This is a genomic window from Mesorhizobium sp. M1A.F.Ca.IN.020.04.1.1, from assembly GCF_003997315.1.
In the GTDB taxonomy this organism is placed as follows: Bacteria; Pseudomonadota; Alphaproteobacteria; order Rhizobiales; family Rhizobiaceae; genus Mesorhizobium.
In genome coordinates this window covers 1-21,172 of record NZ_RZSN01000108.1, presented here as the reverse complement: position 1 = coordinate 21,172, position 21,172 = coordinate 1, and the positions used below count along the sequence as shown (strand labels likewise).

The window sequence follows — 21,172 nt, the reverse complement described above, 5'->3', positions numbered from 1 at the left end:
CGAGATCGTCGGCATCGAATTTCTTCGTCGGCGCGAACTGCCACAGGATCGGTCCCAGCTTGTCGCCGAGCGCGACAATGCCCGAGCCGAGGAAGCGCATTATCGATTCCCCGGCCTCGCCAAGCACGCGGCGGTTGGTGACGAAGCGGTTGCCCTTGAGCGAAAAGACGAAGCCCTCCGGCGTGTCGTTCGCCCACTTGACGAAGGTCGGCTCCTTGAAGCTGGAATAATAGGTGCCGTTGACCTCGATGCTCGGCACCTGGCGGCTGGCAAAGTGCAACTGCTTGGCCTTGGCGAGCTTGTCCGGATAGAAGGAGGTGTCCCAGGGCTCGAAGGTCCAGCCGCCCATGCCGGAGCGGATCTTTCCTTGGATCATCGTCTTCCTCCTCCGAGTTTTGAGTACGGCTCAGGCTGCTTTGTCGACCGGCTTGGCCATGTCGACCAATATCCATCCTGGCCGGTATGGGTTGGCGCGGCGACCCGTCTCCCGATAGCCGTAAGCCGAATAGAGCGCGATGTTCCGCTCCATGCGCGAATTGGTGTAGAGCCGCACCTCCGGCACGCTCCATGACCGCGCCTGCTCGTCGGCGAAGTCGAGCAGCCTGATGCCGAGCTTCCTGCCCTGGAAGGCCGGCGAAACGGCAACGCTGAAGATCATGGCATGATGGTCGTGCCGCTCGAGGACAAGCAGCCCGGCCAGATCGGAACCATCCTCCAGCAGCCAGACCTCGCCGCGCGCAATGCGGGGTGCATAGTCCTCGGTCACCGGGATCGGCGGCGCGCCGAACAGGGCGGTATAGGGGGCGTAGGCGTCCGTGGTTATCGCGACGACAGCTTGGAGATCACCTGCAAGCGCTTGCCTGATCTTCATTTGAGACTGTTCCAAACGCTTGCCGACCCACTTGCTCACTCGGCCGCTTCGCGCTTGCCCCCGGGGCGCCGCTCCAGAAGCTCCTTCAGGAACTGGCCGGTGTAGCTGCGCTTTTCGCGCACGATCGCTTCCGGCGTGCCGGAGGCTACCAGCTCGCCACCGCCGTCGCCGCCCTCGGGGCCGAGGTCGAGCACCCAGTCGGCGGTCTTGATGACTTCGAGGTTGTGCTCGATCACCACCACCGTGTTGCCCTGGTCGACCAGCTCATGCAGCACTTCCAGAAGCTTGGCGACGTCGTGGAAATGCAGGCCGGTGGTCGGCTCATCCAGGATGTAGAGCGTCTTACCGGTCGCCTTGCGCGACAGTTCCTTGGCCAGCTTGATGCGCTGCGCCTCGCCGCCGGAGAGCGTCGTCGCCTGCTGGCCGATGTGGATGTAGCCGAGCCCGACCTGCTTCAGCGTCTCCAGCTTGTCGCGCACGCCGGGCACCGCCGAGAAGAACTCGACGCCTTCCTCGACCGTCATGTCGAGCACGTCGGCGATCGACTTGCCCTTGAACAGCACGTCCAGCGTCTCGCGGTTGTAGCGCTTGCCATGGCAGACGTCGCAGGTGACGTAGACGTCGGGCAGGAAGTGCATCTCGATCTTGATGACGCCGTCGCCCTGGCACGCCTCGCAGCGGCCGCCCTTGACGTTGAAGGAGAAACGGCCCGGCTGATAGCCGCGCGCCTTAGCCTCCGGCAGACCGGCGAACCAATCGCGGATCGGCGTGAAGGCGCCGGTATAAGTGGCGGGGTTGGAGCGCGGCGTGCGGCCAATCGGCGACTGGTCGATATCGATGACCTTGTCGAGGAACTCCAGGCCCTCGATGCGATCATGCTCGGCCGGATGCTCGCGCGAGCCCATGATGCGGCGTGAGGCCGCCTTGAACAGCGTCTCGATCAGGAAGGTCGACTTGCCGCCGCCGGAGACGCCGGTGACGCAGGTGAAAGTGCCGAGCGGGATCTCCGCCGTGACGTTTTTCAGATTGTTGCCGCGCGCGCCGACGACCTTGATACGCCGGTTCTTTTTCGCCTCGCGGCGCACCGCCGGCGTCGCGACCTCGAGCTCGCCCGACAAATACTTGCCGGTGATCGAGGCGGGCGTCGCCATGATCTGCTGCGGCGTGCCTTGCGCGATGATCTCACCGCCATGGATGCCGGCGGCCGGGCCGATATCGACGACATAGTCGGCATGCAGGATGGCGTCCTCGTCATGCTCGACGACGATCACCGTGTTGCCGATGTCGCGCAGGTGCTTCAGCGTATCGAGCAGGCGGGCATTGTCGCGCTGGTGCAGACCGATAGACGGCTCGTCCAGGACGTAGAGCACGCCCGTCAAGCCTGAGCCGATCTGCGAGGCCAAACGAATGCGCTGGCTCTCGCCGCCCGACAGCGTGCCGGAATTGCGCGACAACGTCAGATAGTCGAGGCCGACATCGTTCAAGAAACGCAGGCGCTCGCGGATTTCCTTCAGCACCCGGACGGCGATCTCATTCTGCTTTTCGTTGAGCTGCGCCGGCAGATCGGTGAACCACCGGTCGGCCTTGCGGATCGACAGCTCCGTGACCTCGCCGATGTGCCTGCCGGCGATCTTGACTGAGAGCGCTTCCGGCTTCAGCCGGTAGCCGTTGCAGGCGGGGCAGGGGGTGGCCGACATGAAGCGCTCGATCTCCTCGCGCATCCAGGCCGATTCCGTTTCTTTCCAGCGCCGGTCGAGGTTGGGGATGACGCCCTCGAAGGTCTTGGTCGTTTTGTAGGACCGCAGGCCGTCGTCATACTGGAAGGTGATCTCGCGCTCGCCCGTGCCGTGCAGCACGGCCTGCTGCGCCTCGGCGCTCAGATCCTTGAACTTGTCGCCGAGCTTGAAGCCATAGGCCTTGCCCAAGGCCTCAAGCGTCTGCGCGTAATAGGGCGAGGTCGATTTCGCCCACGGGCTGATGGCGCCGTCGCGCAGCGAGACATTCTCGTCCGGCACAATGAGGTTGGCGTCGATGGCGCGCTGGCTGCCGAGGCCGTCGCAGGTCGGGCAGGCGCCGAACGGATTGTTGAAGGAGAACAGCCTGGGCTCGATCTCGGGAATGGTGAAGCCGGACACCGGGCAGGCGAATTTTTCCGAGAACATGATGCGCTCATGCGTCTCGTTCTTCGACTTGTTGACCGAGTCCTCGCCCGTCCGGCTGGCGTCGAGCGGCTTGTCGGCGAACTCGGCCACCGCAAGCCCGTCGGCGAGCTTCAGCGCCGTCTCCATCGAATCCGCAAGCCGCGTCGCCAGATCGCCGCGAACTACGATGCGGTCGACGACCACGTCGATGTCGTGCTTGTATTTCTTGTCCAGCGCCGGCACGTCGGCGATCTCGTAGAAGACGCCGTCGACCTTGACGCGCTGGAACCCCTTCTTCTGCAGCTCCAGAAGTTCCTTGCGGTATTCGCCCTTGCGGCCGCGCACGATCGGCGCCAGCAGGTAGAGACGCGTGCCCTCGTCCAGCGCCAGCACGCGGTCAACCATCTGGCTGACCGTCTGGCTTTCGATCGGCAGGCCGGTGGCCGGCGAATAGGGAATGCCGACGCGGGCGAAGAGCAGGCGCATATAGTCGTAGATTTCGGTGACGGTGCCGACTGTCGAGCGCGGGTTGCGCGACGTCGTCTTCTGCTCGATCGAGATGGCGGGAGACAAGCCGTCGATCTGGTCGACGTCCGGCTTCTGCATCATTTCCAGGAACTGGCGGGCATAGGCCGAAAGGCTTTCGACATAGCGACGCTGACCCTCGGCATAGATGGTGTCGAAGGCAAGCGACGACTTGCCGGATCCCGACAGGCCGGTCATGACGATCAGGCTGTCGCGCGGCAGGTCGAGATCGACGTTCTTGAGATTGTGTTCGCGCGCGCCGCGAATGGAAAGATATTTTTGGTCGGCCATCGCCGGTCGCCGCCTCAGGTCTGGAATTTGCTGGATTGGCGGGTTTGTCCCGGCCATCCCCTATGTAGGTAATCTCGTCGCCGCGTCGAGAGAAGCCACAATCTCGACCAAAGCGTTTAACCGCCTTTCGCGCGAGCGGGCAAGCGGAAAGAACAAAGGCCGAACACCCTCCTGACAAAGCGCTGTGGAAACAGCGGCTGCAAAAACCGTCGCGACCGATCAGTCGAAGGCATTCGACTTACCTGGACGTAACCTCCGATCGATCACATTTTTCTGTAACCGGCTCTTCAACGGTTGACGTCTCGGACCCATGGGGGCAGTCTCAAAGGCGTCAACGAAGCCGGCCGTCTGTCGATGGCCTCGTCACCCAGAGGTGGCCTGCGAGACGCCGCAGGCTTCAGCGATTTGCGCTTCGGACGACATTGCCACAACGGACCAGGAGCGGAGCATGACGCCACCGGACAGTCCCTTGAGGCTCCACGAAGCGATGGAGCCGCGGCGGGCATAGTGCCAGGGTAGGCGTGAGCGCCTCCCGAAAAACGTGACCTGCCGATTCCTACAATCAGAGACCATAGTCGGATCGTCGGCTGAAAGCCGCGTTGCATCCGAAACAGAACGCCGGCAGTCCACTCCCGGCTAAAATTGGGTTTCAGATCCATGAAAGCCCCGTCCACCTGCGGAAGCAGTGGCGGGGCTTGCATTTTGCGAGCCGGAGGTCCGTCGCCGGCGTCCGCAATGCGGGGTAAGCTTCAGTGGTTGGGAGGCCTGATGGCGCCCGTTGCCATGTCGATGGTTATGCTGCCCGAAATCCTGACATCGGTGTCGCCGATCTTGAACGTGCCGTTGCTGCCGGCTGGCAGTGCGTCGTCAGGCTCGGGCTGCGGCGCGGGCTTGGCGATACGGTAGTCGCTGCTCACGCCGGGCAGTTTTTGTGTCGAATTGTCGTCGGCAAAAGCGGCGGTGCCGACCGCAAGCACGCCGGCGACTGCGACAACGGCAAAACCCAGATTCGTCAAGGAACGCGCTCGGATCATGCGCGAACTATAGAGGCGCGCCGAAGGCGAGGCCAGATGCGCCGCAATCAATTTGCCGCGCGGTCAGGCCGCCTTCTTGCGCGTGTCGTAGACATGGTCGACGAGCCCCCAGGCCTTAGCTTCCTCGGCGGTCATGAAATAGTCGCGGTCGAGCGTGCGCTCGACCTCGTCGTAGGTCCGGTCGCAATGCTTGGCGTACAGCTCCGTCATGTGGCGCTTGGTGCGCAGGATGTCGTCGGCGTGGCGCTGGATGTCGGAGGCCTGGCCCTGGAAGCCGCCGAGCGGCTGATGCAGCACGATCCTGGTGTTGGGCAGCGCGATGCGCCGACCGGGCGAGCCTGCCATCAACAGGAATGAGCCCATCGAGGCGGCAAAGCCCATGCACACCGTCGACACCGGGCAGGAGATGTACTGCATGGTGTCGTAGATGGCGAAGCCGCTGGTCACCACGCCGCCCGGCGAGTTGATGTAGATCGATATCTCCTTGTCGGGATGATCCGATTCCAGCGACAGGAGCTGCGCGCAGACCAGCGCCGACACGCCGTCATTGATCTCGCCGTTGATGAAGACGATGCGTTCGCGGAGCAGCCGCGAGAAAATGTCGAAGGCGCGCTCGCCGCGGCTCGACTGCTCGATTACCATCGGCACGAGATTGGCAAAGGCGCTCATCGCAGATCTCCTCGTTCTTTGGTCAAGCCGCGCGCAGCGCCATGCTTGGCGCGTTGGCGGCAGCTGGGCTTTTGCGCGCGTCGAGCGAAATCCGGCAGCGGGCGCCGGAAACGGCGACGACAGGTTGCGCGACCGTCGCGAAACCATCATGGACGATGCTGAGATGCGTGCCGCCGGAAACCGTGCGCGCGAGCGTGAAGGTGACAATGCTGTCGAAGATGGGGCCGTCGAATGCCGGTAGCCGGTCGGCAGCGTCCACGCCCGGTCGCTCGCGCCAGGAATAGCGGAGCAGCTTGCCGGGGTCGGCCTCGAGCACTTCGCACTCGATTGGCGCGTTTGGTCCGGCAAAGGCAAAGCGCTCACCGATCGCCGGCTTGATGTCGTTGGGCATCAGCCACGCGGCGAGCAGTTCCGGCTCGGTGAGCGCCCGCCAGACTTTTTCCGGCGGATCGGGAAGCTCGCATTCGAAGCTGAGCGGCGCGTTGGCCGCTGCCGGGTGTTTGGCAATCGTCATTGGTCCATTTCCTTCAGAACCCTCTTCAAACGCTCGATGCGCTCCGGCCAGAAGGCGCGGTAGCGTTCGATCCAGCCGAGCAAGGGATCGAGCCCTTGAGGTTCGGCGCGGTAATAGGCGTTGCGGCCCGCGCGCCGCTCGATCACCAGTCCGGCGCCGCGCAGCACGGCAAGATGCTGCGAGACGGCCGGCTGCGACACGCTCACGCCGGCGCGCAGCTCGGACACCGTCAATTCGCCGGCCGCGAGCCGCTCGTAGACGGCCCGGCGTGTCGGATCGGCCAGGGCCCGGAAAATCTCTGCTTCGATCATGCACAAAGCATAAGTCGATACTTATTGGTTTGGCAAGCGCCGTTTTAGGCCGTCCAGCGTCTCACCGGCTCCGCGGCTCCGTCGAAGCTTGCCTCGAAGATTGGCGATGCGAGCACGGCATGGATGTGAAGCGTGCCGGAAGCTACGTTTCGAAAGCCATGCTTGCGGTGCGCGGGAATGATCAGGGACTGCCCGGCGGCAAGCACGGCCCGTCGGTCGTCGACCCACATTTCGGCTTCGCCGGCAATCACCGTCAGTACTTCCTCGACTTTGTGCGCATGCGTTGGTGCGCCGCTACCCGGTCCGACCCACTGCTCGAATATGCAAAGGCCCGCCGCGCCATTGGCGGCGGCAACATGCATGCGGGTTTCGACTCCGGCGCGCCACGTTTCGCGCGGCTGATCCTCATGCGAAACAACGTTCATTCCGATATCCCCTTGTTTCCTGCCCAGGAATACTACCTGTTGCTGACATTCCTTGACAGAAACAGCGGTCAAGACTAGAACGAAGAGAGAACAAAAACCTTGTGGGAAAAGCCAGCCTTCGCGGGCATGGGCGAACCGCAGGCTGTAAGGTGAGCGACTTAAAATTTGTTTCGGATGAGCGCGGAGAAGTACGATGGCGGGTAGCGTCAACAAGGTCATTCTGGTCGGCAATCTCGGGGCGGACCCTGAAATCCGCCGCCTGAATTCGGGCGACCCGGTCGTCAACATCCGCATCGCCACGTCGGAAAGCTGGCGCGACAAGAATTCCGGGGAGCGCAAGGAAAAGACGGAGTGGCACAATGTCGTCATCTTCAACGACCAGCTCGCCAAGGTGGCGGAGCAGTATTTGAAGAAGGGCATGAAGGTCTATGTCGAGGGCCAGCTGCAGACGCGCAAATGGCAGGACCAGACCGGCAACGATCGCTACACGACCGAGGTCGTACTGCAGAAATTCCGTGGCGAGCTGCAGATGCTCGACGCGCGCGGCGAAGGCGGCGGCCAGGTCGGCAGTTATGCCGGCGGCGGCAACAGCCGGGGTTCCGATTTCGGCCAGTCGGGCCCGAACGAAGGCTTCAGCCGTGGCGGCGGTGGCGGTTCCAGGGGCGGTGGCGGTGGTTCGTCGCGCGAGCTGGATGACGAGATTCCGTTCTGAAGGTCTCGCAATCGTCGTTTGAGGGGAAGGCGCGATGTCGCTCGGACCGTTGCTGACAGCGCCTCCTCCCATTCCATTGCACGCGTTCGCCGCCTTCGCCGCGCTAGCGATAGGCGGGGCGCAACTGGCATTGCCGAAAGGCACGACACGCCACCGCGTCTTGGGCTATGCCTGGGCCGCGCTGATGCTGGTCGTCGCCGTCTCGAGCTTCTGGATCCAGCAGATACGCCTGATCGGGCCGTTCAGCCCGATCCACATCCTGTCGATCCTGGTGGTTGTCACCGCCCCGCTGGCGGTCTGGTATGCGCACACCCATAAAGTGGCCGCGCATCGCAGCGCCATGATCAAGCTCTACCTATTTGCGCTGATCGGCGCCGGCATCTTCACGTTGGTGCCCGGCCGCATCATGCACACGGTCGTATTCGGCCAATAAACAATTTCGAGCGAAAGTGCGTCGCGGTTTTCCGTCCGGAATTGCCTATAGTTGATAGTTGCGGCGATAGTCCGCTTGCAAAGCAAGCGTCTAAGGAAGATCATCGTGAAAGCACGCGTCAAATGGGTTGAGGAACGCACCTTTGTCGGCGAGTCCGGCAGCGGTCACAAAGTCGTGCTGGGCACGGCGCGTGGGCCGGAAGGCCGGACGCCAGGGCCGAGCCCAATGGAGCTGGTGCTGATCGGCACCGGCGGCTGCTCGGCCTATGACGTGGTCCATATCCTCGAAAAAGGTCGCGAGGCGGTCGAGGACTGCGTGGTCGAGCTGGACGCGGATCGTGCCGAGACGGAACCGCGCGTCTTCACCCGCATCCACATGCATTTCATCGTCAAGGGTCGCGCGCTGTCGCGCGACAAGGTGAAAAGGGCGATCGATCTGTCGATCGAGAAATACTGCTCGGCCACCGCCATGATGGCCAAGACGGCGGCCGTCACGCATGATTTCGAGGTGGTCGATACAGCTGTGAAATAAGGCAGTAGGGATGCTGCTCAGGCAGCCATCAGCGCCCTCACGCCGTCGGCGACGAACTGCACCGCAAGCGCCGCCAGGATGACGCCGAGCAGCCTCGTCAGGATCGAGCGGCCGGTCTGGCCGAGGATGCGGTCGATGCGCTCTGCCAGCACGAACACCAGAAAGGTGAGCACAAGACAGATCGCGATGATGCCGACCAGCGCCGCTTGCGCGGCAAAGCCCTCGAAGTGTCCTGACAGCAGCACTGTCGCCGATATCGCGCCGGGACCGGCGATCAGCGGGATCGCCAGCGGAAAGGCGGCGATGTTGTGGATCATGTCCTTGGTGATGGCGACGTCGCCGATCTTCTCCTTGCGGTCCTGACGGCGCTCGAACACCATTTCGAAGGCGATGAAGAAAAGCAGGAAGCCGCCGGCGACGCGGAAGGCCGGCAGCGTGATGCCGAACACCGACAGGATCGAGGCGCCGGCGACGGCGAACAACGCCATCACCAGAAAGCCGATCACCGAAGCTCGCACCGAGACCTGCTGGCGCTCGTCCCGGTTCATGCCACGCGTGACGGCGAGGAAGAGCGGTGCCAGCCCGGGCGGATCGATGGTCACCAGGATGGTGACGAAGGCGTTGAACAGGGTGTCGAAGCTCGGCATCGCTGGTCCCCTCCCGCCTGGCGAAGCCCAAGCCCTGCATTCGTAGAGCAAAGGGGGAGCGGTGGGAACAGGACGGGAGGATTTCAGCCGGCTATTCAGCTTTGCTGCAATAAGCCTCGAGCCGGTAGACGTCAGGGTCGATTACGAAGGCGGCGTAGTAGTTGTCGCCATAGGCGGCGCGCAGGCCGGGCCGGCCATTGTCCTTGCCACCCGCAAGCAAGGCCGCCGCATGGAAAGCGTCGACGCCGGCGCGTGTCGGTGCGGCAAAGCAGAAGTGCAGGCCGGAGTCCGCGTCGGCCGGGACCGGCCGGCCGGCCTCATTGACCCAGAGTTCTACGGTCCTGGCGCTGTAGCCGAGCGAGCCGGGTGACTGGCTGAGGCACGAGTAGCCGAGGGGCTCAAAAGCGGCGTCGTAGAAGCGTTTCGAGGCGTCGCAGTCGCGGACGCCGATCGAGATATGGTCAACCATCCTTTTCTTCATGATTAAGGTGGTTGATCGGCCGGGCTGGAGTCGAGCGCCGCGCCAGGAACTCGACCTCCTTGCGCCAGGTTTTGCCGCCGTCATGCGAACGCTCGCCAAGCCAGCGGAAGGCGTTCTCGGTAATGTGCGAAAAGCTCCAGCGCACCGAGGAGCCGATGCCGTCGGCGCCGATCTGCACGATTGTGTCGCCTTCGGCGCGGCCGAGCTGGCGGCTGTAATACTGGTTGCGCGGATCGCTCCAGAGGATATGCCAGGCGTCCGCGCCGGGGTCGTAGACGCGCAACGTCGTGCCGTAGAAGGTCCATGGCCCGAGAGAGGCTTGCACCCCGGCATTCCGCGCCGGCAGAATCCAGACGTCCTGGACCGCCTTGCCCTCCAGAACCCAGCCGAAATGCACCTCGCCGCGCCCAGTGAGCCTGGTGCCGTCCTCCAGCGTGCGCGTGGCGTCGAAGGTCCAGGCGCCGATGAAGCGGCCGTAGAGTTTGAGCTTTTCGGCGAGATCCGGATTGGGAGCGTCGCTGTGCAGGGCTTCGGCAAAGGGATCGGTCATGGTTGCTGCCTCGTTTGTCAGGAGAGGCGAGCAATAGGGGCATGGCGGGGTTCTGGGCTTGGGAAAAATTGCTATTTTTTCGCGATGGCGACGACTGAGAAAAACCTGGCCTCAGGGCATGGCTGGCAGGTATCCGACGTGATCTGCACGGCTCGCGCCGGCGACCGCCCGTTTGAAGAACAGCATCGCGGTTTCTGCGTCGCCGCCGTGACCAGGGGCACGTTCCGCTACCGGACGCGCCAGGGCACGGCAATGCTTGCTCCAGGCGCCATCCTGCTCGGCAATCCGGGCGCCTGCTACGAGTGCGGCCACGAGCACGGCGCGGGCGACCGCTGCCTCTCCTTCCATTTTTCGCCGGCCTATATGGAGCGCGTCGTCGCCGATGTGCCGGGCGCAAGCCGGCTCGGCTTTGCCGACCCACGCCTGCCGCCCTTGCCGGTGCTGGCGCCGTTGCTGGCGCAAGCGGAGGCGGCGCAGCAAACGGGCGACGGCGAGGCGTTCGAGGAACTCGGTCTGCGCATTGCCTGCGCGGTGGTCGGGGCTGCGGCCAATTCGTCCGAGGTTGCCTGGACACCCAGCGCCCGCGACCAGAAACGCGTAGCCGAGGCGGTGCGTTTGATCGAGCTCAACGCCGATCGCCCGCTTTCGCTGACCGAACTCGCCGACGGCACGGCGACCAGCCCGTATCATTTCCTGCGCACGTTCCGTCATGTCGCCGGCATGACGCCCTATCAGTTCCTGCTGAGGACCAGGCTGCATCGGGCCGCGGTGCGGCTGTGCGCGTCGAACGAAGCGATCTCGACAATTGCTTTCGATGCCGGCTTCAACGACCTTTCGACCTTCAACCGGAGGTTCCGGCGCGAGATGGGAGAAGCGCCCGGCGCCTACCGCTGCAAACGGGCGGGCAAACGCGGGCATTAGCCAAGGCCGTTCGGGATCGACTTGGCCTGCGAGCTCAAAGTGTGGCTTTGGCCATATCGTCGCAATCAGCGGTATCCATTTGAAATTGCCGCCGAAATTGTCTTTGGAAAAGTGTCGTAGCCATTGGAGTTTCAGCCCGGCTTCCTATATAAGCGGCGAGTGATTCCCGACTGGATTGTGACCTGATTTGACCGACCAGAAGACACCGCGCGGGCCGGAGGGCGGCCCCACCGGCATCGAGCCGATTTCGATCATCGAGGAGATGCAGCGCTCCTATCTCGATTACGCCATGAGCGTGATCGTCAGTCGGGCGCTGCCCGACGTGCGCGACGGCCTGAAGCCGGTGCACCGCCGCATCCTCTATGCCTCGCATGAGAGCGGCTATCACTGGAACCGCAAATATGTGAAGTCGGCGCGCCCGGTCGCCGACGTGATGGGTAAATACCATCCGCATGGCGATGCCTCGATCTATGACGCGCTGGTGCGCATGGCCCAGGATTGGTCGCTGCGCGTGCCGCTGATCGACGGTCAGGGCAATTTCGGCTCGATCGACGGCGACCCGCCGGCGGCGATGCGCTACACCGAGTCCCGGCTGACCAAGGTTGCGCATGAGCTGCTGGAGGACATCGACAAGGAAACCGTCGATTTCCAGGACACCTACGACGCCTCCGCCACCGAGCCCAAGGTGCTGCCGGCGCGCTTCCCGAACCTGCTCGTCAACGGCTCGGGCGGCATCGCCGTCGGCATGGCCACCAACATCCCGCCGCACAATCTGGCCGAAGTCTGCAACGGCGCCATCGCCATCATCGACAATCCGGCGATCGACCTGCCTGCGCTGATGGAGATCGTGCCCGGTCCGGATTTCCCGACCGGCGGCATCGTGCTTGGCCGCTCCGGCATCTACAATGCCTATTCGACGGGCCGCGGCTCGATCGTCATGCGCGGCCGCGTCAACATCGAGGCGCGCGGCAACGACCGTGAATCGATCATCATCACCGAGATTCCCTATCAGGTGAACAAGGCGGCGATGATCGAGAAGATGGCCGAACTCGTGCGCGAGAAGCGCATCGAGGGCATCTCCGACATCCGCGACGAGAGCGACCGCCAGGGCTACCGTGTCGTCGTCGAGCTCAAGCGCGAGGCGGTCGCCGACGTCATTTTGAACCAGCTTTACCGCTTCACGCCGCTGCAGACCTCGTTCGGCGCCAATATGGTCGCGCTGAACGGCGGCAAGCCGGAAGTGCTGACGCTGATCGACATGCTGAAGGCCTTTGTCGGCTTCCGCGAGGAGGTTATCAGCCGGCGCACGAAATATCTTCTGCGCAAGGCGCGCGAGCGCGCCCATGTTCTGGTCGGTCTCGCTATCGCCGTCGCCAACATCGATGAGGTGATCAAGCTGATCCGCACCGCGCCAGATCCGCAGACGGCGCGCGAGCAGTTGATGGAACGGCGCTGGCCATCGCACGACGTCGCTCCGCTGATCCAGCTGATCGATGATCCGCGCCACCGCATCAACGAGGACGGCACCTACAATCTATCCGAGGAGCAGGCCCGCGCCATCCTCGACCTGCGCCTGCAGCGCCTGACCGCGCTCGGCCGCGACGAGATCGCCGACGAGTTGAACAAGATCGGCGCTGAAATCCTTGATTACCTTGACATCCTGTCTTCTCGCGCGCGCATCCAGCAGATCGTCAAGGACGAGCTGATCGCCGTCCGCGACGAGTTCGGCACGCCGCGCCGCACGGAACTCGCCGAGGGCGGGGCGGACATGGAAGACGAAGACCTGATCCAGCGCGAGGACATGGTCGTCACGGTCAGCCATTCCGGCTACATCAAGCGCGTGCCGCTGTCGCTCTACCGGGCGCAGCGTCGCGGCGGCAAGGGCCGCTCCGGCATGTCGACCAAGGAAGAGGATTTCGTCACCCGGCTATTCGTCGCCAACACGCATACGCCAGTGCTGTTCTTCTCCTCGCGCGGCATCGTCTACAAGGAAAAGGTCTGGCGCCTGCCGGTCGGCAACCCACAGTCGCGCGGCAAGGCGCTGATCAACATGCTGCCGCTCGAGCAGGGCGAGCGCATCACCACCATCATGCCGCTGCCGGAGGACGAGACGAGCTGGGGCGAGCTCGACGTGATGTTCGCAACCACGCGCGGCACCGTGCGACGCAACAAGCTGTCCGACTTCGTCCAGGTCAACCGCAACGGCAAGATCGCCATGAAGCTGGAGGAAGAAGGCGACGAGATCCTCGGCGTCGAGACCTGCACGGACAATGACGACGTGCTGCTGACGGCGAATTCCGGCCAGTGCATCCGCTTCTCGGTCTCCGATGTGCGCGTCTTCCAGAGCCGCAATTCCGTCGGCGTGCGCGGCATCGCCATGGCCGAAACCGACCGCGTGATCTCGATGTCGGTGATCGAACATGTAGATGCTTCACCGGCTGAGCGCGCGGCCTATCTCAAGCGTGCGGCATCCGAGCGTCGGCTTGCCGCCGGCGGTGCAGCCGAGGAGGAAGAGATCGCGCTGACCAATGAGGAGATCGGCGAGGAAGCCGAGCTTTCCGACGAGCGCTACGAATTCCTCAAGATGCACGAGCAGCTTGTGCTGACGGTGACCGAATACGGCTACGGCAAGCGTTCCTCGTCCTATGATTTCCGCCTGACGGGTCGCGGCGGCAAGGGCATCCGCGCCACGGATGTCTCGAAAGTGGCCGAGATCGGCCGGCTGGTCGCGACCTTCCCGGTCGGCAACGACGATCAGATCATGCTGGTATCGGATGGCGGGACCGTCATCCGCGTGCCCGTCGATGGCATCCGATTCGCCAGCCGTGCCACCAAGGGGGTGACCATCTTCAACACCGCCGAAGGTGAGAAGGTGGTGTCGGTCGAGCGGATTTCGGAGCCGCAGTCGGACGAGGAAGCCGAGGAAGCGCCTTCGGGTGAAGCCGACACTGCAGAAGATTCGGGCGAGGGAAATCCCGAATAGCCTTACTGCGCGCCACCGGCCTTGGCCGGTGCGATCATGGCTGGAAGTCAGCGGCGGTGGTACAGGTTGCGGCCTACGAAGCCATCGAGCCGCTTGGTGTTGGTCTTGATGCGCACCCGCGCCGCTTCCTGGTGCAACCCGAATGCGGTGGCGATCAGCATCACGATGGTCATTGCAGTGGCAAGCATGTAGATCAGCATTTGCGTGTTCTCCTGCGATCACAACGATAAGGATGGTGCTTTGGTTTCATCTCCTGAAGCGGCAAGCTGGTGAATGCTGCGTGAAGCGTTCGTGATTGTCGCATTCGTCTGTCGTTGACGTCCGTGAAAAGGTTCACGACCGGGCGCAGCAATGGGATTTGCCTTTGTCGGAGAGGCTCGCTAGAAGCCTGCCATGACCGAACGCACCGCCCTTTACGCCGGCTCCTTCGACCCGCTGACCAATGGTCACCTCGACGTGTTGAAGGCTTCGCTTGCCGTGGCCGACACCGTCTACGCTGCAATCGGCATTCATCCCGGCAAGACGCCGCTGTTTTCCTTCGAGGAACGCGTGAAGCTGATCGAGGCCGCGACCAAGGCGGAATTCGGCCGCGACAGCGACCGCATCAAGGTCGTCTCGTTCGATGGGCTGGTCATCGACGCCGCCAGGAAGCATGGCGCCTCGATCATCATCCGCGGCCTGCGCGACGGCACCGATCTCGACTATGAGATGCAGATGGCGGGCATGAACGAGACCATGGCGCCGGAGCTGCAGACGGTTTTCCTGCCGGCCAGCCCGTCTGTGCGCACCATTACCGCCACACTTGTCCGCCAGATTGCGTCGATGGGCGGCGACATCCGCCCGTTCGTGCCGGCGGCGGTCGCAGGCGCCCTCACTGCCAAATTCGCGAAATAGTGCATGTCGCCCAAAGGTGGATCCCGGTTTTGGGGCAACGACATGCACCCAAACAAAGACTTTCGGAGAACCTCATGCAGCTGAAAAAGCTTGCTTCGTTGCTTGTCGTGCTTGCCGGCGTTTTGGCGGCGTCCTTGCCGGCCTCGGCAGCCGACAAGGAAAACACCATGATCATCACGCTGAAGGACGGTGACGTGACCGTCGCGCTGCGTCCCGATCTGGCGCCGAAGCATGTGGCGCAGATCAAGAAGCTGGTGCGCGAGGGCGCCTATGACAATGTCGCCTTCCATCGCGTCATCGACGGCTTCATGGCCCAGACCGGCGACGTCAAGTTCGGCAACATGAAGAAGGGTTTTAATCCCGAGGCTGTCGGCACGGGCGGATCCGACCTTCCCGATCTGCCTGCCGAGTTCTCGCAGATCGAGCAATTCACCCGTGGCGTGGTCGGCATGGCCCGCTCACAGGACCCGAACTCGGCCAATTCCCAGTTCTTCATCATGTTCGCGCCCGCGCCGAACCTCGACGGGCAGTACACCATTGTCGGCAAGGTGGAGAGCGGCATGGATCTGGTGGACAAGATCAAGAAGGGCGATGAGGCGGACAACGGCACGGTCAAGGACCCGGACCGCATGATCAAAGTCCGCATCGCTGCCGACAGCAAGTAACTGCTCGATTTTCAAAAGGATTTTCTGACATGGCTGAGATCAAGGACCGCGAGAACGCGCTCATCATGGAAACGACCAAGGGCGAGGTCGTCATCGAAATGTATCCGGACCTTGCGCCCGGTCACGTCGCGCGCATCAAGGAATTGGCGCGCGAGGGCGCCTATGACGGCGTGGTGTTCCACCGTGTCATCGACGGCTTCATGGCGCAGACCGGCGACGTCAAGTTCGGCAACTCCTCGAAGCCGACCTTCGCCCCGTCGCGCGCTGGCATGGGCGGCTCCGACAAGCCGGACCTCAAGGCCGAATTCTCCAACGCCAATCACGGCCGCGGCACCTGCTCGATGGCGCGGGCGCAGAACCCGAACTCGGCGAACTCGCAGTTCTTCATCTGCTTTGACGATGCCTCCTTCCTCAATCGCCAGTACACGGTCTGGGGCCAGGTCATCGAAGGCATGGAGAATGTCGACAAGATCAAGCGCGGCGAGCCGGTGCAGGATCCCGACAAGATCGTGTCGCTGAAGGTCGCGGCCGACGTCAAGTAAGGCATAGTACGATGATGGGCGCAGTCTGGTCCCTGCTCGGCATCCTGTCCGGCGCCTTCATCGCCATCCAGGCGCCGATCAACTCGCAATTGGCGCGCGGCCTCGGCCTTCCGGTCGCGGCCGCCGCTTTCTCGTTCCTGTCGGGCGCCGTCGTTCTCGGTATCATCGCGATCGCCGTGGTGAAGCTGCAGGGCCTCTCGCTCGACTGGAAGGCGCCGGCACCCTGGCTGTTCGTCGCCGGCGGCATGCTCGGCGGATTCTACGTCACGCTCTCCACCATTCTCACGCCGCGCATCGGCGCGGCGGCGCTGATGGCCTTCCTGGTCGCCGGCCAACTGATCGCCGGCATGCTGGTCGACCGGGCCGGCTTCCTTGGTGTTGCCGTGCGCGAGGTCTCGCTTGGCCGCGTGGCCGGCGCCGTGCTGCTGCTCGTTGGAGCGCTGCTCATCCGGCTCTACTGATGCGCGTCGATCTTTTCGACTTCGACCTGCCGGAGGAGCGCATTGCGCTGCGCCCGGCGGAGCCGCGTGACAGCGCCAAGCTATTGGTGGTCAAACCGGGCGAAACGCTGCGCGACCGCACCGTCAGCGATCTGCCGTCGCTGCTGAGAGAAGGCGACGTGCTGGTATTCAACGATACCAAGGTCATTCCGGCCCAGCTGAAAGGCATCCGCAAGCGCGGCGAAGCGATGGCGCAGGTCGAGGCCACGCTGCATATGCGGCTCGCGCCGGACCGCTGGCGGGCCTTCATGCGGCCCGGCAAGCGCATCGCCGTCGGCGACCGCATTCATTTCGGCCACGACCAGAATTCCTGCTTTCTCGGCCAGCTCGACGCGACGGTGATCGAGAAAGGCGAGGCGGGCGAGGTGTTGCTCGGCTTCGACCTCTCGGGCGTCTTTCTCGACGAGGCAATGCACGCCGTAGGCCACATCCCATTGCCGCCATACATCGCCTCGAGGCGAGATGACGACGAGCGCGACCGCAGCGACTACCAGACCATCTATGCCAGGGAAGAGGGCGCGGTCGCGGCCCCCACCGCCGGCCTGCATTTCACGCCGGAGCTGTTTGCAGCGCTGGAAGCCAAGGGCATCGAGCGGCGCTTCGTCACGCTGCATGTCGGCGCCGGCACTTTTTTGCCGGTTAAGGCCGACGACATCGCCGACCATAAGATGCACGCGGAAACGGGCTTGGTGAGCCAAGAAACGGCAGACGCGCTCAACGCTGCAAGAGCGCGGGGAGGGCGGCTTGTCGCCGTCGGCACGACCTCGCTGCGCCTTCTGGAAAGTGCTGCGCTTGAGGATGGCAGGATCGAGGCCTGGTCCGGGCCGACCGATATCTTCATCACCCCCGGCTACCGCTTCAAGACAGCTGACATGCTGATGACCAATTTCCATCTGCCGCGCTCGACGCTGTTCATGCTGGTCTCGGCCTTCAGCGGACTGGACGCGATGCGTTCGGCCTATGCGCATGCCATCGAGAGCCGCTACAGGTTCTACTCCTACGGGGACTCCAGCCTGCTTTACCGAGCGGAGACGAGCGATGGACGATGATCTAGAGAGAATGGACCGCGAGGCGCTCATCGCGGAAGTGACAAAGCTGCGCGCCGGTATCCGCGCGCATCGCGATGCGACCGGCCATGATCTCTGCTGGCATCATCCCGACCTCTGGGACCTGCTGCCGGAGAAGACCGAGCCGGCGATCGCCGTGCCGCCGTGGCCGAAATTCATGCGCGGCTGCATCCGCTACCGGCAGTCGCTCGACAAGCAGGCACCCGGCGCCCCGGTGCACGACAAGGAATTCGATGGCTGAGACTTTCTCTTTCAAGCTGCTCGCCACCGACGGCAAGGCGCGGCGCGGCCTCATCAGCATGCCGCGCGGCGAGATCCGCACGCCGGCCTTCATGCCGGTCGGCACCGGCGGCACCGTCAAGGCCATGTATATGGATCAGGTGCGCGGCGTCGGCGCCGACATCATCCTCGGCAACACCTATCATTTGATGCTCAGGCCAGGCGCCGAGCGTGTGGCGAAGCTCGGCGGCCTGCATGAATTCGCGCGCTGGCCGCACCCGATCCTGACCGATAGCGGCGGCTTCCAGGTAATGTCGTTGTCGAAGCTGAGGAAGCTTAGCGAAACGGGCGTCACCTTCCGCTCGCATATCGACGGTGCGCGCTACGAGATGTCGCCGGAGCGGTCGATCGAAATCCAGGGGCTGCTCGATTCCGATATCCAGATGCAGCTCGACGAGTGTACGGCGCTTCCCGCCAAGCCGAAGGAAATCGAGCGCGCCATGGAACTGTCGCTGCGCTGGGCCGAACGCTGCAAGACGGCGTTCGGCGATCAGCCGGGCAAGGCGATGTTCGGCATCGTGCAGGGCGGCGACAGTGCTGTGATGCGCGTGCGTTCGGCGCAGGCGCTGGCGGCTATGGACCTCAAAGGCTATGCCGTCGGTGGGCTGGCGGTCGGCGAGCCGCAGGCGGTGATGCTGGAGATGCTGGGCATAACCTGCCCGGAACTGCCGGCCGACAGGCCGCGCTACCTGATGGGTGTCGGCACCCCGGACGACATCTTGAAATCCGTGGCACGCGGCATCGACATGTTCGACTGCGTGATGCCGACGCGTGCCGGCCGCCATGGTCTGGCCTACACGCGCCGCGGCAAGATCAACCTGCGCAACGCCCGCCATGCCGACGATCCGCGTCCGCTGGACGAGGAAAGCGACTGTCCCGCCGCGCGCGACTATTCGCGCGCCTATTTGCATCATCTCGTACGCTCGCAGGAGTCGCTCGGCGCAATGCTGCTCACCTGGAACAACCTGTCCTACTACCAGAAGCTGATGCAGGACATCCGCGCCGCGATCGAGGCAAAAGCCTTCGAGACGCGCGCTGCCGAGATTTCGGAAGGCTGGGCGAGGGGCGATCTGCCGGCGCTATGAGCGCTTTTATGTGCTCACCGAAGTCGCGGCCCGCAGGCTGCAGCCGGTGATCTTAAAGCTGCCGTCGGGCTGCTGTTCGAGCGTGTACACCGCCTCATAGTCCTTGCCGTCGGGCCCGACGATCAGCACCTGCTGGACGATCGAGGCCGGCCCGGTCTGCTCCACCTTGCCGAAGGAATAGTTCTGCGGCCTGCGCACCGGCGCATATCCGTTGGTCACCATGTTCATGAAGGTGTCGACGGTCGGGAAGATTCGCTTCACATTTGGCGCGGCGAAGCTGTAGGCGGTGGCGCCGTCATCGGCGAGAAAGGCCTTGAGCTGGCTGTCGATGACTGTTTGCGCCGCTTTGATCTCGGCGTCACCGGCGAAGGCCATGGATGCAAGAACCATCGGAACGAGAGCGAGTGCGAACAATACGCGGCGCATGGCCTGCCTCCAGAATTCGCGTGGAACAACTATCATACGCTGGCCGGCGTGCCGTGGTTTCACCGTTTCGCAGATTTCTTGCCTGCATGGATGCCTCCGCTAGGACCTGACCTGAGGTGTTCCCGAACTGTCCTTGGTGGCGTCCCCGTGCCGGTGTGGCATGCCGATCGCGGAGTTGCGGCAAGCGGCCGCCAAGGCGCGTGCAGCCTGATGCTTGAAAGCCCGTCGCCAGTCTGCCACAAGGGCCGCTCATTCGCGAAGACTGGCAGGACCGGGAAATGAAGGCATTTTTCGTGCAGATAAAGTGCGATCTGGGCAAAGCCTATGAGGTCGCCAGCGCGCTCGCCGATGCCGAGATCGCCTCCGAAATCTATTCGACCGCCGGCAATTACGACCTGCTCGCAAAATTCTATGTCGACGACGAGGAAGACATCGGCCACTTCATCAATGAACGGGTGCAGATCCTGCCTGGAATCAAGGACACCTTCACCATCGTCACTTTCCGGGCGTTCTGATTTGCCGTTTGATGCCCGCTCACCGGGCATGAACTGACCCGGCGTCGCTCCCGCTGCCCTAATCGTAGGCATTTTGCATAGGGCGGCCGCCAGCGCCGCCCAAATCACCGATTGCGCTTGATTTTCTCCAGCCGGGCCAGTGAAATGGCTTCAGAGGGGAGTACGCGATTGGCAGCGTTCGACGAAATGCTTCCGGAAGTCTCCGGATTGAGAAGACCATACCAGGCTTATGATCGCTGGCTGAAGGAACAGGACCCGGCCAGGCTCACCCAGAAAATGGAGGACGCCGAACGCGTCTTCCGCAAGACCGGCATTACTTTCGCCGTCTATGGCGAGCAGGAAGCTTCCGAACGGCTGATCCCCTTCGACATCGTCCCGCGCATCATTTCCGGCCAGGAATGGCGCCGGCTGACGCAGGGCATCGAGCAGCGCGTGCAGGCGCTCAACGCCTTTCTCGACGATATCTACCACCGCCAGGAAATCCTGCGCGCCGGGCGCGTTCCCAAAGAACTGGTGGCGAAGAATGAAGCGTTCCTGCCGGAGATGATCGGTGTGAGACCGCCGGCTGGCGTCTACACCCACATCATCGGCGTCGACATCGTGCGCATCAGCGAGAACGAATTCTACGTGCTTGAGGACAATGCCCGCACGCCGTCGGGCGTCTCTTACATGCTGGAGAACCGCGAGACGATGATGCAGCTCTTCCCGGAGCTGTTCCAGCAGATCAAGGTGCGGCCGGTGGAGAACTATCCGCAACTGCTGCGCCAGTCGCTGGCGGCGGTGCGGCCGCAGAGCGCAAAGGGCGCGCCGACCATCGCGGTGCTGACGCCGGGCAGCTACAACTCCGCCTATTTCGAGCACGCCTTCCTCGCCGACCAGATGGGCGTGCAACTGGTCGAAGGACAGGATCTGCGCGTGGTCGACGGCCATGTCACGATGCGCACCACCGAAGGCTACAAGCAGATCGACGTGCTTTACCGGCGCGTGGACGACGCCTTCCTCGATCCGCTAACCTTCCGGCCGGATTCCGCGCTCGGCATGCCGGGCATCATGGATGTCTATCGGGCCGGCAACATCACCATCGCTAACGCGCCGGGCACCGGCATTGCCGACGACAAGGCGATCTATTCCTACATGCCCGAGATCGTCGAGTTCTACAC

At 63.4% G+C, this 21,172-nt stretch carries 27 protein-coding genes; 14 read left to right on the top strand and 13 right to left on the bottom strand.

Annotated elements, in window-relative coordinates; all coding sequences use genetic code 11:
- The 8 genes from EOA49_RS20650 to EOA49_RS20615 all read right to left on the bottom strand — a co-directional run.
- Nucleotides 1-376, bottom strand: a 376-nt coding sequence (locus tag EOA49_RS20650) for a DUF72 domain-containing protein (protein ID WP_127243324.1), incomplete at its 3' end; no start/stop codon positions are given.
- Between the two features lie 30 nt (nt 377-406).
- Nucleotides 407-871 (bottom strand): GNAT family N-acetyltransferase, encoded by a 465-nt coding sequence (locus EOA49_RS20645; RefSeq protein WP_095825316.1) that lies wholly within the window; start codon nt 869-871, stop codon nt 407-409.
- 35 nt (nt 872-906) lie between these two features.
- A complete protein-coding gene (gene uvrA / locus EOA49_RS20640) occupies nt 907-3,828 on the bottom strand; it encodes an excinuclease ABC subunit UvrA (RefSeq protein ID WP_095800797.1) in 2,922 nt (973 codons plus the stop codon).
- 749 nt (nt 3,829-4,577) lie between these two features.
- The gene (locus EOA49_RS20635) at nt 4,578-4,844 is read right to left on the bottom strand and encodes a hypothetical protein (RefSeq protein WP_095825348.1); all 267 of its coding nucleotides are present in this window, start codon (nt 4,842-4,844) and stop codon (nt 4,578-4,580) included.
- Nucleotides 4,845-4,925: 81 nt separating this feature from the next.
- Entirely contained in the window at nt 4,926-5,531 is a 606-nt protein-coding gene (locus tag EOA49_RS20630; protein WP_127242190.1) for an ATP-dependent Clp protease proteolytic subunit, read from the bottom strand.
- A 22-nt stretch (nt 5,532-5,553) separates the two neighbouring features.
- Nucleotides 5,554-6,045 carry an SRPBCC domain-containing protein gene (locus EOA49_RS20625; protein ID WP_067319751.1) on the bottom strand — a complete coding sequence of 164 codons (492 nt, stop codon included), beginning with the start codon at nt 6,043-6,045 and terminating at the stop codon, nt 5,554-5,556.
- The gene (locus EOA49_RS20620) at nt 6,042-6,356 is read right to left on the bottom strand and encodes a metalloregulator ArsR/SmtB family transcription factor (protein WP_127242267.1); all 315 of its coding nucleotides are present in this window, start codon (nt 6,354-6,356) and stop codon (nt 6,042-6,044) included. Before EOA49_RS20620 ends, EOA49_RS20625 begins: the two co-directional genes overlap by 4 nt.
- Before the next feature lie 44 nt (nt 6,357-6,400).
- On the bottom strand, nt 6,401-6,718 hold the full coding sequence (locus EOA49_RS20615) for a cupin domain-containing protein (protein ID WP_082953686.1): 318 nt from the start codon (nt 6,716-6,718) through the stop codon (nt 6,401-6,403).
- 256 nt (nt 6,719-6,974) lie between these two features.
- Between EOA49_RS20615 and EOA49_RS20610 the strand changes: the two genes are divergently transcribed.
- The 3 genes from EOA49_RS20610 (at nt 6,975) to EOA49_RS20600 (ending at nt 8,457) form a co-directional block, all read left to right on the top strand.
- Nucleotides 6,975-7,493 (top strand): single-stranded DNA-binding protein, encoded by a 519-nt coding sequence (locus EOA49_RS20610; protein WP_067319755.1) that lies wholly within the window; start codon nt 6,975-6,977, stop codon nt 7,491-7,493.
- Between the two features lie 34 nt (nt 7,494-7,527).
- Nucleotides 7,528-7,926, top strand: a complete 399-nt coding sequence (locus EOA49_RS20605) for a DUF2306 domain-containing protein (RefSeq protein ID WP_127242268.1) — start codon at nt 7,528-7,530, stop codon at nt 7,924-7,926.
- A 105-nt stretch (nt 7,927-8,031) separates the two neighbouring features.
- A complete protein-coding gene (locus tag EOA49_RS20600; RefSeq protein WP_066992463.1) occupies nt 8,032-8,457 on the top strand; it encodes an OsmC family protein in 426 nt (141 codons plus the stop codon).
- Nucleotides 8,458-8,474: 17 nt separating this feature from the next.
- On the opposite strand, the gene EOA49_RS20595 is transcribed toward EOA49_RS20600, so the two are convergent.
- The 3 genes from EOA49_RS20595 to EOA49_RS20585 form a co-directional block, all read right to left on the bottom strand.
- A complete protein-coding gene (locus tag EOA49_RS20595) occupies nt 8,475-9,104 on the bottom strand; it encodes a MarC family protein (RefSeq protein WP_066992466.1) in 630 nt (209 codons plus the stop codon).
- Between the two features lie 91 nt (nt 9,105-9,195).
- Nucleotides 9,196-9,573, bottom strand: coding sequence for a VOC family protein (locus EOA49_RS20590; protein ID WP_127240669.1), 378 nt, complete (start codon nt 9,571-9,573; stop codon nt 9,196-9,198).
- A complete protein-coding gene (locus EOA49_RS20585) occupies nt 9,566-10,135 on the bottom strand; it encodes a hypothetical protein (RefSeq protein WP_127240668.1) in 570 nt (189 codons plus the stop codon). The genes EOA49_RS20590 and EOA49_RS20585 overlap by 8 nt, the downstream gene beginning before the upstream one ends.
- 84 nt (nt 10,136-10,219) lie before the next feature.
- Here EOA49_RS20585 and EOA49_RS20580 point away from each other — a divergent pair, with 84 nt between their 5' ends.
- Both EOA49_RS20580 and gyrA read left to right on the top strand, forming a co-directional pair.
- Entirely contained in the window at nt 10,220-11,056 is an 837-nt protein-coding gene (locus EOA49_RS20580; RefSeq protein WP_127240667.1) for an AraC family transcriptional regulator, read from the top strand.
- Between the two features lie 187 nt (nt 11,057-11,243).
- Nucleotides 11,244-14,039 (top strand): DNA gyrase subunit A, encoded by a 2,796-nt coding sequence (gene gyrA / locus EOA49_RS20575; protein ID WP_067319763.1) that lies wholly within the window; start codon nt 11,244-11,246, stop codon nt 14,037-14,039.
- Between the two features lie 47 nt (nt 14,040-14,086).
- Here gyrA and EOA49_RS20570 read toward each other — a convergent pair whose 3' ends face one another.
- Entirely contained in the window at nt 14,087-14,239 is a 153-nt protein-coding gene (locus EOA49_RS20570; protein ID WP_082953674.1) for a hypothetical protein, read from the bottom strand.
- Nucleotides 14,240-14,432: 193 nt separating this feature from the next.
- On the opposite strand from EOA49_RS20570, the gene coaD reads away from it, so the two are divergent.
- The 7 genes from coaD (at nt 14,433) to tgt (ending at nt 19,071) form a co-directional block, all read left to right on the top strand.
- A complete protein-coding gene (gene coaD, locus EOA49_RS20565; RefSeq protein WP_095780560.1) occupies nt 14,433-14,933 on the top strand; it encodes a pantetheine-phosphate adenylyltransferase in 501 nt (166 codons plus the stop codon).
- Nucleotides 14,934-15,100: 167 nt separating this feature from the next.
- Nucleotides 15,101-15,598: a peptidylprolyl isomerase gene (locus EOA49_RS20560; RefSeq protein ID WP_245460757.1), complete on the top strand. Its 498-nt coding sequence runs from the start codon at nt 15,101-15,103 to the stop codon at nt 15,596-15,598.
- Nucleotides 15,599-15,627: 29 nt separating this feature from the next.
- Nucleotides 15,628-16,140, top strand: coding sequence for a peptidylprolyl isomerase (locus EOA49_RS20555; protein WP_066992487.1), 513 nt, complete (start codon nt 15,628-15,630; stop codon nt 16,138-16,140).
- 11 nt (nt 16,141-16,151) lie between these two features.
- Nucleotides 16,152-16,601: a DMT family transporter gene (locus tag EOA49_RS20550; protein WP_066992491.1), complete on the top strand. Its 450-nt coding sequence runs from the start codon at nt 16,152-16,154 to the stop codon at nt 16,599-16,601.
- Nucleotides 16,601-17,689, top strand: coding sequence for a tRNA preQ1(34) S-adenosylmethionine ribosyltransferase-isomerase QueA (gene queA, locus EOA49_RS20545; protein WP_127240665.1), 1,089 nt, complete (start codon nt 16,601-16,603; stop codon nt 17,687-17,689). Before EOA49_RS20550 ends, queA begins: the two co-directional genes overlap by 1 nt.
- Nucleotides 17,679-17,948: a hypothetical protein gene (locus tag EOA49_RS20540; RefSeq protein ID WP_067319771.1), complete on the top strand. Its 270-nt coding sequence runs from the start codon at nt 17,679-17,681 to the stop codon at nt 17,946-17,948. The genes queA and EOA49_RS20540 overlap by 11 nt, the downstream gene beginning before the upstream one ends.
- On the top strand, nt 17,941-19,071 hold the full coding sequence (tgt, locus tag EOA49_RS20535; protein WP_127240664.1) for a tRNA guanosine(34) transglycosylase Tgt: 1,131 nt from the start codon (nt 17,941-17,943) through the stop codon (nt 19,069-19,071). Before EOA49_RS20540 ends, tgt begins: the two co-directional genes overlap by 8 nt.
- Before the next feature lie 6 nt (nt 19,072-19,077).
- On the opposite strand, the gene EOA49_RS20530 is transcribed toward tgt, so the two are convergent.
- On the bottom strand, nt 19,078-19,497 hold the full coding sequence (locus EOA49_RS20530; RefSeq protein ID WP_066992501.1) for a DUF4864 domain-containing protein: 420 nt from the start codon (nt 19,495-19,497) through the stop codon (nt 19,078-19,080).
- A 278-nt stretch (nt 19,498-19,775) separates the two neighbouring features.
- On the opposite strand from EOA49_RS20530, the gene EOA49_RS20525 reads away from it, so the two are divergent.
- On the top strand, nt 19,776-20,012 hold the full coding sequence (locus EOA49_RS20525; RefSeq protein ID WP_066992504.1) for an Lrp/AsnC ligand binding domain-containing protein: 237 nt from the start codon (nt 19,776-19,778) through the stop codon (nt 20,010-20,012).
- Between the two features lie 168 nt (nt 20,013-20,180).
- The coding region (locus EOA49_RS20520; RefSeq protein ID WP_164749256.1) for a circularly permuted type 2 ATP-grasp protein at nt 20,181-21,172 on the top strand (992 nt) is incomplete at its 3' end.

Excerpts from the sequence above, each read along its gene's own strand:
- EOA49_RS20645 (WP_095825316.1), bottom strand. The coding sequence starts at position 871 with ATGAAGATCAGGCAAGCGCTTGCAGGTGATCTCCAAGCTGTCGTCGCG.
- uvrA (WP_095800797.1), bottom strand. The coding sequence starts at position 3,828 with ATGGCCGACCAAAAATATCTTTCCATTCGCGGCGCGCGCGAACACAAT.
- EOA49_RS20630 (WP_127242190.1), bottom strand. The coding sequence starts at position 5,531 with ATGAGCGCCTTTGCCAATCTCGTGCCGATGGTAATCGAGCAGTCGAGC.
- EOA49_RS20625 (WP_067319751.1), bottom strand. The coding sequence starts at position 6,045 with ATGACGATTGCCAAACACCCGGCAGCGGCCAACGCGCCGCTCAGCTTC.
- EOA49_RS20620 (WP_127242267.1), bottom strand. The coding sequence starts at position 6,356 with ATGATCGAAGCAGAGATTTTCCGGGCCCTGGCCGATCCGACACGCCGG.
- EOA49_RS20615 (WP_082953686.1), bottom strand. The coding sequence starts at position 6,718 with ATGCATGTTGCCGCCGCCAATGGCGCGGCGGGCCTTTGCATATTCGAG.
- EOA49_RS20610 (WP_067319755.1), top strand. The coding sequence starts at position 6,975 with ATGGCGGGTAGCGTCAACAAGGTCATTCTGGTCGGCAATCTCGGGGCG.
- EOA49_RS20605 (WP_127242268.1), top strand. The coding sequence starts at position 7,528 with ATGTCGCTCGGACCGTTGCTGACAGCGCCTCCTCCCATTCCATTGCAC.
- EOA49_RS20595 (WP_066992466.1), bottom strand. The coding sequence starts at position 9,104 with ATGCCGAGCTTCGACACCCTGTTCAACGCCTTCGTCACCATCCTGGTG.
- EOA49_RS20590 (WP_127240669.1), bottom strand. The coding sequence starts at position 9,573 with ATGGTTGACCATATCTCGATCGGCGTCCGCGACTGCGACGCCTCGAAA.
- EOA49_RS20585 (WP_127240668.1), bottom strand. The coding sequence starts at position 10,135 with ATGACCGATCCCTTTGCCGAAGCCCTGCACAGCGACGCTCCCAATCCG.
- EOA49_RS20580 (WP_127240667.1), top strand. The coding sequence starts at position 10,220 with ATGGCGACGACTGAGAAAAACCTGGCCTCAGGGCATGGCTGGCAGGTA.
- EOA49_RS20570 (WP_082953674.1), bottom strand. The coding sequence starts at position 14,239 with ATGCTGATCTACATGCTTGCCACTGCAATGACCATCGTGATGCTGATC.
- coaD (WP_095780560.1), top strand. The coding sequence starts at position 14,433 with ATGACCGAACGCACCGCCCTTTACGCCGGCTCCTTCGACCCGCTGACC.
- EOA49_RS20560 (WP_245460757.1), top strand. The coding sequence starts at position 15,101 with ATGATCATCACGCTGAAGGACGGTGACGTGACCGTCGCGCTGCGTCCC.
- EOA49_RS20555 (WP_066992487.1), top strand. The coding sequence starts at position 15,628 with ATGGCTGAGATCAAGGACCGCGAGAACGCGCTCATCATGGAAACGACC.
- EOA49_RS20550 (WP_066992491.1), top strand. The coding sequence starts at position 16,152 with ATGATGGGCGCAGTCTGGTCCCTGCTCGGCATCCTGTCCGGCGCCTTC.
- queA (WP_127240665.1), top strand. The coding sequence starts at position 16,601 with ATGCGCGTCGATCTTTTCGACTTCGACCTGCCGGAGGAGCGCATTGCG.
- EOA49_RS20540 (WP_067319771.1), top strand. The coding sequence starts at position 17,679 with ATGGACGATGATCTAGAGAGAATGGACCGCGAGGCGCTCATCGCGGAA.
- tgt (WP_127240664.1), top strand. The coding sequence starts at position 17,941 with ATGGCTGAGACTTTCTCTTTCAAGCTGCTCGCCACCGACGGCAAGGCG.
- EOA49_RS20530 (WP_066992501.1), bottom strand. The coding sequence starts at position 19,497 with ATGCGCCGCGTATTGTTCGCACTCGCTCTCGTTCCGATGGTTCTTGCA.
- EOA49_RS20525 (WP_066992504.1), top strand. The coding sequence starts at position 19,776 with ATGAAGGCATTTTTCGTGCAGATAAAGTGCGATCTGGGCAAAGCCTAT.